The sequence below is a fragment of the Pseudomonas brassicae genome, from assembly GCF_010671725.1.
GTDB classification, from domain to species: domain Bacteria; phylum Pseudomonadota; class Gammaproteobacteria; order Pseudomonadales; family Pseudomonadaceae; genus Aquipseudomonas; species Aquipseudomonas brassicae.
Genome location: NZ_JAAHBU010000094.1, coordinates 1 through 11,466, shown reverse-complemented (window position 1 = coordinate 11,466; position 11,466 = coordinate 1). Strand labels below are relative to the sequence as shown.

Genomic DNA, 11,466 nt, shown 5'->3' with positions numbered 1-11,466 from the left:
CGCCGCACCGCTCGAAGGCCAGGCCGACGAAAGCAGCGAAGCCCTGATCGAAGACACCAGCCTGGGCATGGCCCATGACCTGTCGCCATGGGGCATGTACCAGAACGCCGACATCGTGGTCAAAATCGTCATGATCGGCCTGGCCATCGCCTCGCTGATCACCTGGACCATCTGGATCGCCAAAGGCTTCGAGCTGCTGGGCGCCAAGCGTCGCCTGCGCGGCGAAATCGCTCAGCTGAAAAAAGCCACCAGCATCAAGCACGCCAGCGAAACTGCCGACAAACCCGGCACCCTGGCACACCTGCTGGTGCATGACGCCCTCGAAGAAATGCACCTGTCGGCCAATGCCCGCGAAAAAGAAGGCATCAAGGAGCGCGTCAGCTTCCGCCTCGAGCGCCTGGTAGCCGCCAGCGGCCGCACCATGAGCAGCGGCACCGGGGTACTGGCCACCATCGGTTCCACAGCACCGTTCGTGGGGCTGTTCGGCACCGTGTGGGGCATCATGAACAGCTTCATCGGCATCGCCAAGACCCAGACCACCAACCTCGCCGTGGTCGCCCCGGGTATCGCCGAAGCCCTGCTGGCCACCGCCCTTGGCCTGGTTGCCGCGATCCCGGCCGTGGTCATCTACAACGTCTTCGCCCGCTCCATCGCCGGTTACAAGGCGCAGGTTTCGGATGCCTCGGCCCACGTCCTGCTGCTGGTCAGCCGCGACCTGGACCACCAGCCAGGCGAGCGTTCCGCTGCGCCACACATGGTGAAAGCGGGGTAAACCATGGGCCTGCATCTTAACGAGGGCGGCGACGATCTCGCCGAAAACCACGAATCAACGTCACGCCGTTCATCGACGTGATGCTGGTACTGCTGATCATCTTCATGGTGGCAGCGCCCCTGGCCACGGTCGACATCAAGGTCGACTGCCCGCCTCGACCGCCAAACCGGTGCCCCGGCCTGAAAAGCCGGTGTTCCTCAGCGTCAAGGCCGACCAGCACCTGTACGTCGGCGACGACCAGGTGCAACGCGACCAGCTGGGCGCGGTCCTGGATGCCAAGACCAAGGGCGACAAAGACACCACGATCTTCTTCCAGGCAGACAAGGGCGTTGATTACGGCGACCTGATGGAAGTCATGAATACCCTGCGCGCCGCCGGCTATCTGAAGGTCGGCCTGGTGGGACTTGAGACGGCAGCCAAGAAATGATCAATACGCGGCATAAACTGGCGCGCTACAGCGTCAGCCTGGCGATTGTGCTGGCCGTGCATGCCGTTGCCGTGGTGCTGATGCTCAACTGGTCGGTGCCACAGGCAATCGAACTGCCGCCTGCGGCCATGATGATCGAAATGGCGCCGATGCCCGAGCCGGCCCCTCCTCCGCCGCCCAAGGTCGTGGCACCGCCACAGCCGCCGACGCCGGTCGAAGAGCCACCGCTGCCCAAAGTGGCAGAGGCGCCCAAACCCAAGATCGCGATTCCCAAGCCGCCGCCCAAGCCGAAGGCCAAGCCGCAGCCGCCCAAGCCCGAGAAAAAGCCTGAGCCGCCGCAGGACAAGCCGATCGACCAGGAAACCGTAGACTCGCCGCCAAGCAATGCACCGGCGCAAAAGTCGGCCGCACCGGCGCCGAGCATCGCCGCCAACAGCAATGCCCTGCCAACCTGGCAGAGCGACCTGCTGCGTCACCTGGGCAAGTACAAGCGCTACCCTGAAGACGCCCGTCGACGTGGCCTGCAAGGCATCAACCGGTTGCGCTTCGTGGTCGACGCCGAAGGCAAGATCCTGTCGTACTCGCTGGCCGGTGGTTCAGGCAGCGCGGCACTGGATCGGGCCACACTGGAAATGATCCGCAAGGCTCAGCCCGTGCCCAAGCCGCCGCAGGAGTTGCTCAACAACGGCAGTATTGAAGTGGTCGCACCCTTCGTGTACTCGCTGGACAAGAAGCGCTGATTCATTGTTTCTGTCACGCACACGCAAGTCTGATAACGTGCGTCTATCGATTGCAGCCGCTATGCTGGGGCCGCAACTTCATGGACGCACGTTATGACCCTCACAGAATTGCGCTACATCGTCACCCTCGCTCAAGAACAGCACTTCGGCCACGCGGCCGAGCGGTGTCACGTCAGCCAGCCGACCCTGTCGGTAGGCGTGAAGAAGCTGGAGGACGAACTGGGCGTGCTGATCTTCGAGCGCAGCAAGAGCGCGGTGCGCCTGACGCCGGTCGGTGAAGGCATCGTGGCCCAGGCGCAGAAAGTGCTGGAGCAGGCCCAGGGCATTCGTGAACTGGCCCAGGCCGGCAAGAACCAGCTGACCGCACCGCTCAAGGTCGGCGCCATCTATACCGTCGGCCCCTACCTGTTCCCGCACCTGATCCCGCAACTGCACCGGGTCGCCCCGCAGATGCCGTTGTACATCGAAGAAAACTTCACCCACGTGCTGCGCGACAAGCTGCGCAACGGTGAGCTGGACGCAGTGATCATTGCCCTGCCGTTCAATGAAGCCGACGTGCTGACCCTGCCGCTGTACGATGAGCCGTTCTACGTGCTGATGCCCAGCGAACACCCCTGGACCCAGCAAGCCACCATCGACGCCAGCCTGCTCAACGACAAGAGCCTGCTGCTGCTCGGCGAGGGCCACTGCTTCCGCGACCAGGTACTCGAAGCCTGCCCGACCCTGACCAAGGGCAACGAGGGCGCCAGGCACACCACGGTGGAATCCAGCTCGCTGGAAACCATCCGCCACATGGTCGCCTCCGGCCTGGGCGTATCGATCCTGCCGCTGTCGGCCGTGCACAGCCACCATTACGCGCCAGGCATCATCGAAGTGCGCCCATTGAGCCCGCCAGCGCCCTTTCGCACCGTGGCGATCGCCTGGCGCGCAAGTTTCCCGCGGCCCAAGGCCATCGAAATCCTCGCCGACTCGATCCGCCTGTGCTCGGTGGCCAAGCCACCTGCGGCGCAGTAGGGCGCTGGCATGACCGAGTTGTCGAGCGTGTCGGTCACCGCGCTGAAGGGCGTGGGCGAAGCGTTGGCCGAGAAATTGGCCAAGGTGGGCCTGGAGAATATCCAGGATGTACTGTTCCACCTGCCCCTGCGCTACCAGGACCGTACCCGCGTGGTGCCGATCGGCGCCCTGCGCCCCGGCCAGGATGCCGTGATCGAGGGCGTGGTCAGCGGCACCGACGTGACCATGGGCAAACGCCGCAGCCTGCTGGTACGCCTGGGTGACGGCACCGGCACGCTGAGCCTGCGCTTCTACCATTTCAGCAACGCCCAGAAAGAAGCGCTCAAGCGCGGCACCCACCTGCGCTGCTACGGCGAAGCGCGCCCCCGGTGCCTCGGGCCTGGAGATCTACCACCCCGAGTACCGCGCCCTGAGCGGCGACGAGCCGCCGCCGGTGGACACCACCCTGACGCCGATCTACCCGACCACCGAAGGCCTTACCCAGCAACGCCTGCGCCAACTGAGCCAGCAGAGCCTGGGCATGCTCGGCCCGCGCAGCCTGCCCGACTGGCTGCCGCTGGAGCTGGCGCGCGATTACCAGCTGGCCCCGCTGGCCGATGCGATCCGCTACCTGCACCACCCGCCGGCCGATGCCGACGTGGAAGAGCTGGCGGTCGGTCACCACTGGGCCCAGCACCGCCTGGCCTTCGAAGAGCTGCTGACCCACCAGCTGTCGCAGCAGCGCCTGCGCGAAAGCCTGCGGGCCCAGCGTGCACCGGCGCTGCCCAAGGCCGGCCGGCTGGCCACGCAGTACCTGGCCAACCTGGGTTTTGCCCCCACCGGTGCGCAGCAGCGGGTCGGCGACGAGATCGCCTACGACCTCAGCCAGCCCGAGCCGATGCTGCGCCTGGTACAGGGCGACGTCGGCGCCGGCAAGACCGTGGTCGCCGCCCTGGCCGCACTGCAGGCCCTGGAGGCCGGCTACCAGGTAGCGCTGATGGCGCCCACCGAGATTCTTGCCGAACAGCATTTCGTCACCTTCAAGCGCTGGCTCGAACCCCTGGGCATCGAAGTCGCATGGCTGGCCGGCAAGCTCAAGGGCAAGGCCCGCACCGCGGCCCTGGAACAGATCGCCGGGGGCGCGCCGATGGTGGTCGGCACCCATGCACTGTTCCAGGACGAGGTGAAATTCCACAACCTGGCGCTGGCGATCATCGACGAGCAGCACCGCTTCGGCGTGCAGCAACGCCTGGCCCTGCGCCAGAAAGGCGTGGGCGGCCAGTTGTGCCCGCACCAGTTGATCATGACCGCCACGCCGATCCCGCGCACCCTGGCCATGAGCGCCTACGCCGACCTCGACACCTCGGTGCTCGACGAACTGCCGCCTGGGCGCACCCCGGTCAACACCGTGCTGGTGGCCGACAGCCGGCGCATCGAGGTGGTCGAGCGGGTGCGTGCGGCCTGTGCCGAAGGGCGCCAGGCGTACTGGGTGTGCACCCTGATCGAAGAATCCGAAGAGCTCACCTGCCAGGCCGCCGAAACCACCTTCGAGGAACTCACCAGCGCCCTCGGCGAGCTGCGCGTGGGCCTGATCCACGGGCGCATGAAGCCTGCCGAAAAGGCTGAGGTCATGGCCGAGTTCAAGCAGGGCAACCTGCAACTGCTGGTGGCCACCACGGTGATCGAAGTGGGCGTCGACGTACCCAATGCCAGCCTGATGATCATCGAGAACCCCGAGCGCCTGGGCCTGGCCCAGCTGCACCAGTTGCGCGGCCGCGTAGGCCGTGGCAGCGCGGCCAGCCACTGCGTGCTGCTTTACCATCCGCCGCTGTCGCAGATCGGCCGCGAGCGCCTGGGTATCATGCGTGAAACCAACGACGGCTTCGTCATCGCTGAGAAAGACCTGCAACTGCGTGGCCCGGGCGAAATGCTCGGCACCCGCCAGACCGGCCTGCTGCAGTTCAAGGTGGCCGACCTGATGCGCGACGCCGACCTGCTGCCGGCTGTACGCGATGCCGCCCAGGCCCTGATCGCACGCTGGCCGGACCACGTCGCCCGTTGCTCGATCGCTGGCTGCGCCATGGCCAGCAATATGGCCAGGTGTGACGTAGCTCCCATGTCGACACGGGCCGCCCCCACCAAGCCGGCTATACTTGCCGCTGAAAAAATACTGGATACAGACCATGACTGAAGTTGCTCTGGACACCGCAACCCCCCACGCACCGTCTGTCATCCGGCTGCTGCTCGACAAGGTGGGCATCGCCTACCGCGAGGTGCTCGACCACCCGCAGCTGCCGTCCGAGGCCAAGGTTCAGGCCGTGCTGCTCGACGACGAGGTCGGCGCGCTGATGGTGCTGTTCCCGCAGAACCAGCTGCTGGACCTCAGCCACCTGACCGAAATGACCGGGCGCAAGCTGACGGCGGTACCGCTCGAACGCCTTGATCAGATGCTGAAGAAGCATGGCCTGACGATCCTGCCCGCGATCCCGGCGCTGACCAGCTCACCCTGCCTCTATGAAGAGCGCCTGCTCAAGCAGCCGGCGCTGCTGATCCATTCCGGGCACCCTGGCCTGCTGCTGGAAATCCAGAGCGACGACTTCAAGCAGATGCTGCACAAGGCCAGTGCCGGGCGCTTCGGCGTGCTGCTCAGCGAGATCCAGCCCAACCTCGACCGCCCGGCCGATGACAGCAAAGAGATCACCCTGGCCGTCCAGGCCTTCACTGCGCGGCGTATCCAGCAGCGCCTGGAATCGACCATCGAGATTCCGCCACTGGCCGAAACCGCGCAAAAGATCATCAAGCTGCGGGTCGACCCCAACGCCACCATCGACGACATCACCGGCGTGGTCGAAACCGACCCCGCGCTGGCCGCCCAGGTGGTCAGTTGGGCCGCCTCGCCGTACTACGCCTCGCCGGGCAAGATCCGCTCGGTGGAAGACGCCATCGTGCGCGTGCTGGGCTTTGACCTGGTGATCAACCTGGCCCTGGGCCTGGCGCTGGGCAAGACCCTGAGCCTGCCCAAGGACCACCCGCAGCAGACCACGCCGTACTGGCAGCAGTCGATCTACACCGCTGCCGTGATCGAAGGCCTGACCCGTGCCATGCCGCGCGCCGAACGCCCGGAGTCGGGCCTGACCTACCTCGCCGGGCTGCTGCACAACTTCGGCTACCTGTTGCTGGCGCACGTGTTCCCGCCGCACTTCTCGCTGATCTGCCGGCACCTGGAGGTCAACCCGCACCTGTGCCACAGCTATGTCGAGCAGCACCTGCTGGGCATCAGCCGCGAGCAGATCGGCGCCTGGCTGATGCGCTTCTGGGACATGCCCGAAGAGCTGGCCACCGCCTTGCGCTTCCAGCACGACCCGCACTACGCGGGCGACTACAGCGCTTTCCCCAATCTGGTCTGCGTGGCGGTCCGTCTGCTGCGTGCGCGCGGCATCGGCTCGGGGCCGGACGAAACCCTGCCCGACGAGCTGCTCGAGCGCCTGAACATCAGCCGCGAGAAGGCCGAAGATGTGGTGAACAAGGTGCTGGAGGCCGAATCGCTGCTGCGTGAACTGGCCTCGCAGTTCACCGCGCATTGATCGACGGGCCTGAGCGCTGCGCTCAGGCCTTGTTTTTCTTCGGCTTGAGGTACTTCATCAGGCCCTGGAACCAGATCACCAGCGCCGGGTTGCCCTTGATCTGGATCGACTTGTCCTGAATGCCCTGCATGAACGCCAGTTGCTTGTTCTTGGCCTGCAGCGTGGCAAAACCATAGGCTGCGTCCTTGAAGGCAATCGCAAACGCAGGCTCGGCATGGGTGCCGCGCTTGCTGGTGATACGCAGGTTCTTCACGATGAAGTGCCGGGCGACCCTGCCGTCGAGGGTCTGCAGCTGGAACACCAGGTCCTTGTCCTGCAACTGTTGCTGGAAGGCCGGGTTGTTGCGGCTGGCCCTGGCCATCAGCAGGCCCATGGCCCAGAGCAAAAAGCGAAACTTCATACGTATCCCTAGGCGAAAAAGTGACTGAGTTGCGCAGTTTAGCTTTTTCGCGACCAAAGGCTACAGCCGTCTCTATTTTTCCTCGGCGGCTGCGGGCATTGCGTCCAGGCGCAACTGTACCCGCGACGGGATTTTCTGCGCCGCGCCGGACTCGCGCATCTGCTGTTGGTAACGCGCGTAGTACTGGCCCGCTTCGCGCGAGTTGCCGAACGCCCAGAGGATGTCGGCAATGTTCAGTTGCAGCACCCGACGCCTTCGGCGAAGGGTTCGATGGCGCGATAGATGCGCAGCACCAGGGCCGGATACCAGTCGTCGCCGATCAGGTAGCCCATGTCGTTGTAGCCGGGCACGTTGTCCTTCGCGGGGTGGCAGGCCATATAGGAGTCCAGGCCCATGTACACCTCTTCGGCCAGTACGGCGTGACGCCTGGGTATCTCGCGGTTCTCGCTGTCCTGCAGCAGGCCCGCCACCTTCGCAGGCTTCAGGGTTTGCAGCACGGTCGGCCAGGGGCCCTTGTAGTCGACCTGCCAGGTGCCGTTGTCCCAACTGCCGATGCAGTATTCACCCAGCCGCGTCGCCAGTACGCAGCCGTCTCCATCGACACCATGTCGCAGCGCAGGGTTGGCGGGGTGAACTGCCGCCCGGACTGGCGCAGGCGGTGGAGCATCACCAAGCGGCCGTCGGGCGATACCGCTGATGGGTCGCCATCGAGCGCATCACGTGCGAACTCGTGCGAGTACAAGGTGAAACCCTGGCCATCTGCCCGCTGCCATTGCACCGTGTGCCAGCCGTTCTCTTCCACGCTCCAGTCCGAGAACAGCAACCTGGTGCCGCCCGCCCCTTCGAGGTTTTTTCGGTGAGCGGCGCAGCCGTCGCCATACCACCCAGCGAGAGTGACAAGCGAAGGCGATGGCGTGGCGGGTATGCTTCATTTCGAGCCCTTGAGCGTGAGGTTGAGGAAGTAGCGTTGCAACTGCGCATCGACACCGATGGCCAGCAGGCTCACGCCGCCTGAGAGCGCGGTGTAGAACAGTGCCCGCAGTGGATGGTCCGGCATCAGGTAGAAGCCGATGATCGCCACCATGAACACCGTGGCCTGCACCTTGCCCCACACCCGTGGCAGCAAGGCAATCAACAGGTTCATTGCGCAGAAGAACCAGAACACCAGGTACATGCCCAGCCCTATCGACACCCCGCGCGAGGTCAGGCCGCCGGCGTACTGCTTGTACCAGCCAACCAGCGTACCGTTGAGCGCCACGTAGGCGGCCACCGCAAACAGGTGCACCAGCACCGGCAGCACCCAGCGCCGCAACTGGCGGCTGGTGACCGGGCTGTCGGCACGCCAGTGCTCGGGCAGCGCTGCGATCTCGGCGGCCGGCTGCCCGTGCGCCTCGATGTGGGCCAGGTACTCGACCCACGCGGCGGGCGCCGCATTGCGCAGCAGGTACACCTGCTGCCGGGGCTTGGCCAGGCGGCTCCAGAACGGCCACCAGCAAAACTGCCAGTAGTGTTCGAAGTCGCCCTGCAGGCTGCCCAGGCCGCTCGGGTCGAGTTCGGGAAAGCTCAGCCAGGGGGCGGGCGGGGTGAGCGTCGGGTCGTGCAGACACTCGCGCCAGTGCTGTGCTACAGGCATGGTTGGGCCTCGTCGGCGCGTGCGCCCTGTTTGATCATTTGCCGGGCATTGAAGTCTGCCCACTCTGCGCCATGGGCAACCGCCGCGGTGTAGCAAGCCAGTGACCGCGCCGGTTGTGCCGGCGCGATCTCGCCGCGGGCGTACACGCTGCCCAGTTCGTTGAAAGCCGCGCCCGAGCCCAGGGCCGCTGCCTGGCGCAGGGCTTTCAAGGCGTTGTGCGGGTGGCGGCAGATGTTGTCAGGCGGTCGAGGATCGCCCTCATCGCAATAGAAGTTCGCCAGCAGCAGCGCGGCCTCGGGCACGGTGGCCGCCGAGGTGCGCAGCAGGTGCTCGAGACGCGCGTTGGTCAGGCGTGGCGCCATCCCCGACAGGCTGATGGCCGCTGCAGCGTAGGCACCGCGGGCAGAACCCTGGGCCGCAGCATCGAGGTAGCTGTTGAGCGCGGCAACGAACAGCTGCTGATCCAGTGGGCCGTCGGCGTCCAGGCCCATGCGCTCGTAGGCGTTGCCGCGCAGGCGCGCACGCTGGCCACGCTCGCCATCAGCCACCGGCTCGGCGGCAAGTGTCGGTGCCCAGTCCTCGACGCGCGCCAGCGTCCAGCACGCACCTTGCTCGAAGATGAACGCCTTGAGCAGTTCGCCACGCAGGTCGCGCAGGTACACCCGGTCCGGCAGCACGACGTCGCGCACCAGCCCGTTCGCCAGCGCCTGCGCCATGGACAATGGCTGCAGGCCTGCGGGCAGGCCCTGCTCGATCAGCGCGGGCGCAGTAAACGCCTGCTGCAGCTCGGCGTCCTCGGCAAACGCCGTGACGAAGGTATTGAAATCACGGCTCGGGCAGCTCGGCGCGGCCTGCGCGAGTGCGCTCGCCAGCACGCCGGCCAGCAGCATCAGGACAGTCGATTTCACGGACGGTACACCGGGGGCGGATTGATATAGAACTCGGTTTGCATGCAGGGATAGTCACTGATCCACACCAGCCACAGCCACAGGTCCCAGAAATAGCGCACCAGATGCTCGGGCTTGCGGCAGCGGGCCTGGTCTTCGGCGACCTCGTAATCGGTATTGGCGATAAAGCTGTTCAGCCAGTGCGGTTCCCATTGAGGCATGGCGATGTCGAAATGGCGGTCCGCCTTGTAGAAGGTGATCCAGTAAATGCCCACGCTGCCTTCGTCTTCGAAGTCGCGCATATCCAGTGACTGCAGGTCATACAGCGGCGTGCGCCACACTTCGCCAGGGCGCTCGCGATCAGTCACGCGCATGTAGCCCATGCCGCCGAACGGTATCAGCCAACTGCGCACCGGCACGTTCTGCAAGCGGTAGCGGCCCGACTCGCTGACGAACGACGTACCACCAGGGGCCTGGAGCAACGCGTGAATCTGCAGGCCGACCCACGCCGCGACGCCAAGCACGACCAGCCAGCGCCACAGTTGCTGCTTTACCGTCGGCCTGCTCATTTACGCCTCAGCCAGTGCGAGGCCAGCACCGCCGCCAGGCTCAGGCCGCCTGCCAGACAACTGAAGAAGTACGCCCGCACCGGGTGCTCGGGCAGCAGCCACCACAGGATCAGCGCCACCTGCGCCGCCACCAGCCAGTACTTGAGCTTCCAGTTGGTCAACATGGGCAGCACCACATTAAGCGGCACGAACACCCACATCACCAGGAACACGATGCTCCCGGAGGCCACGCCACGGGCGGTGAAACCGCCGTAATGGCCCTTGTACCAGTCCACGGCGATGTCGTTGAGCACCCCGTACAGCGCGATCGCCAGCACATGCAGGGGGATGTTGATCAACAGTTGTCGGTTCATCGGAACGGCGTTCCTTGCAACGCATTGCACCAGCTGCGCACATCATCCCGGTCGAACGCCGGGCACTGATTGTCCTTGGCGATGTAGCGGTAGGGATGGGCCGGCGCGTAGGTGAAGTGGTAGTAGTAGCGGTCGTCCTCGCCGTACAGCCAGTAGTTCGAGGAACCCTGGGACACCTGATAGGGCGCGAAGGTGAACAGCGAGGACTGGGCCGGGATGAAGTTGTCACGGTCCATCAGCAGCATGAACAGGTTGCCAGGCAGAGGCGTCGCCAGCCCGATAGTCAGCGCGGCCACTACCAGCAAGCCGATGCACACCTTCATCACGGCACCTGGATATTCATGTAGTACGTACCCACCCCGTGCAGCAGCACCACGCCAAGCAGGCAGGCGAGTGTGAGCACGCGCACCCACAGGGTGTTGCGCCGAGGTTCGCTGAGGTTCAGCAGCAGCGCCAGCAGGCACAGGATCGCCAGGCTGCCGAACAGGTTGCTGTCGGCCAGGCCTGCCAGGTAATTCTTCAGTTCAAGGTCCATTGCACAGGCGCCTTTGCGCGGCCAGCAGCAGCGCGACGAGGAGGACGAAAAAATAGCCTGCGCCCAGCAGGTACGGGACAAAGGCCAGCCACATCAGCATCAGGCCCAGCCCGGCGATGCGCCCCATCAGCAGATAGACCAGGCCATACAGCACCCAGGGCAGCGCGTAGAACGGGATGCACAATACCGGTGCCCACCACAGGCGGCTGGGTGCCAGGTGCAATCGGCGGCTGGCCCACAGCGCGAACAAGGGGTAGCCGAGCACGCCGAAGCCAAGCAATTGGATCTGCACGAACTGTTCGAAAGGGGTCAGTTGCAGGCCGTACCAGTAGGCCTCCAGGCCCAGCAGCGAGACCAGGCAGACCCAGGGCAGCCACAGGTAGACGCGGTAGGGGGGCGTACAGATCACGGGCGCGAGCCGACAGCGTCGATACGTGATGAGTGGATCATGCCGCTCCCTCCCTGGAACACCGCCGCGCGGTGTGGGCGGCGGCGTATGCTAGTCACAAGCGCAGGGCACGGCAACACAAAGCGGCGCGCCCTTCGCTGGCAAGCCAGCTCCCACAGGGTCAG

Annotated in this window: 15 protein-coding genes and 2 pseudogenes; 7 read left to right on the top strand and 10 right to left on the bottom strand. The window is 65.4% G+C overall.

What is annotated here, in order from left to right; all coding sequences use genetic code 11:
• From exbB to G3436_RS07830, 7 genes and pseudogenes are all read left to right on the top strand, one after another.
• Positions 1-772: tonB-system energizer ExbB (gene exbB, locus G3436_RS07855; protein ID WP_163943270.1), on the top strand; the 772-nt coding region annotated here is incomplete at its 5' end.
• Positions 773-775: 3 nt separating this feature from the next.
• Positions 776-1,199, top strand: a pseudogene (exbD, locus tag G3436_RS07850) (TonB system transport protein ExbD).
• Complete coding sequence (locus tag G3436_RS07845; protein ID WP_163943267.1) at positions 1,196-1,939, top strand: energy transducer TonB; 744 nt, start codon at positions 1,196-1,198, stop codon at positions 1,937-1,939. Before exbD ends, G3436_RS07845 begins: the two are co-directional and overlap by 4 nt.
• A gap of 93 nt (positions 1,940-2,032) precedes the next feature.
• Positions 2,033-2,953 carry a hydrogen peroxide-inducible genes activator gene (locus G3436_RS07840; protein WP_163943265.1) on the top strand — a complete coding sequence of 307 codons (921 nt, stop codon included), beginning with the start codon at positions 2,033-2,035 and terminating at the stop codon, positions 2,951-2,953.
• 9 nt (positions 2,954-2,962) lie between these two features.
• Positions 2,963-3,319 (top strand): annotated as a pseudogene (locus G3436_RS28805) (ATP-dependent DNA helicase RecG); the annotation flags it as partial.
• Complete coding sequence (gene recG, locus G3436_RS07835; protein WP_420801186.1) at positions 3,249-5,123, top strand: ATP-dependent DNA helicase RecG; 1,875 nt, start codon at positions 3,249-3,251, stop codon at positions 5,121-5,123. The pseudogene G3436_RS28805 and the gene recG, both read left to right, overlap by 71 nt.
• Positions 5,116-6,516 (top strand): HDOD domain-containing protein, encoded by a 1,401-nt coding sequence (locus G3436_RS07830; protein ID WP_163943261.1) that lies wholly within the window; start codon positions 5,116-5,118, stop codon positions 6,514-6,516. The genes recG and G3436_RS07830 overlap by 8 nt, the downstream gene beginning before the upstream one ends.
• A gap of 22 nt (positions 6,517-6,538) precedes the next feature.
• On the opposite strand, the gene G3436_RS07825 is transcribed toward G3436_RS07830, so the two are convergent.
• From G3436_RS07825 to G3436_RS07780, 10 genes are all read right to left on the bottom strand, one after another.
• A complete protein-coding gene (locus G3436_RS07825; RefSeq protein WP_163943258.1) occupies positions 6,539-6,916 on the bottom strand; it encodes a helicase in 378 nt (125 codons plus the stop codon).
• Between the two features lie 72 nt (positions 6,917-6,988).
• Complete coding sequence (locus tag G3436_RS07820; RefSeq protein WP_163943255.1) at positions 6,989-7,162, bottom strand: hypothetical protein; 174 nt, start codon at positions 7,160-7,162, stop codon at positions 6,989-6,991.
• Positions 7,150-7,413: a hypothetical protein gene (locus G3436_RS07815; protein WP_163943252.1), complete on the bottom strand. Its 264-nt coding sequence runs from the start codon at positions 7,411-7,413 to the stop codon at positions 7,150-7,152. The genes G3436_RS07820 and G3436_RS07815 overlap by 13 nt, the downstream gene beginning before the upstream one ends.
• Before the next feature lie 431 nt (positions 7,414-7,844).
• The gene (locus G3436_RS07810) at positions 7,845-8,549 is read right to left on the bottom strand and encodes a hypothetical protein (protein ID WP_163943249.1); all 705 of its coding nucleotides are present in this window, start codon (positions 8,547-8,549) and stop codon (positions 7,845-7,847) included.
• Positions 8,540-9,457, bottom strand: coding sequence for a sel1 repeat family protein (locus G3436_RS07805; protein ID WP_163943246.1), 918 nt, complete (start codon positions 9,455-9,457; stop codon positions 8,540-8,542). Before G3436_RS07805 ends, G3436_RS07810 begins: the two co-directional genes overlap by 10 nt.
• A complete protein-coding gene (locus G3436_RS07800) occupies positions 9,454-10,005 on the bottom strand; it encodes a hypothetical protein (protein WP_163943243.1) in 552 nt (183 codons plus the stop codon). The genes G3436_RS07805 and G3436_RS07800 overlap by 4 nt, the downstream gene beginning before the upstream one ends.
• On the bottom strand, positions 10,002-10,358 hold the full coding sequence (locus G3436_RS07795) for a hypothetical protein (protein WP_163943239.1): 357 nt from the start codon (positions 10,356-10,358) through the stop codon (positions 10,002-10,004). Before G3436_RS07795 ends, G3436_RS07800 begins: the two co-directional genes overlap by 4 nt.
• Positions 10,355-10,681: a hypothetical protein gene (locus G3436_RS07790; protein ID WP_163943236.1), complete on the bottom strand. Its 327-nt coding sequence runs from the start codon at positions 10,679-10,681 to the stop codon at positions 10,355-10,357. Before G3436_RS07790 ends, G3436_RS07795 begins: the two co-directional genes overlap by 4 nt.
• Entirely contained in the window at positions 10,681-10,893 is a 213-nt protein-coding gene (locus tag G3436_RS07785; protein ID WP_163943233.1) for a hypothetical protein, read from the bottom strand. The genes G3436_RS07790 and G3436_RS07785 overlap by 1 nt, the downstream gene beginning before the upstream one ends.
• Positions 10,883-11,302 carry a hypothetical protein gene (locus G3436_RS07780; RefSeq protein WP_178116365.1) on the bottom strand — a complete coding sequence of 140 codons (420 nt, stop codon included), beginning with the start codon at positions 11,300-11,302 and terminating at the stop codon, positions 10,883-10,885. Before G3436_RS07780 ends, G3436_RS07785 begins: the two co-directional genes overlap by 11 nt.
• Positions 11,303-11,466 lie beyond the last annotated feature (164 nt).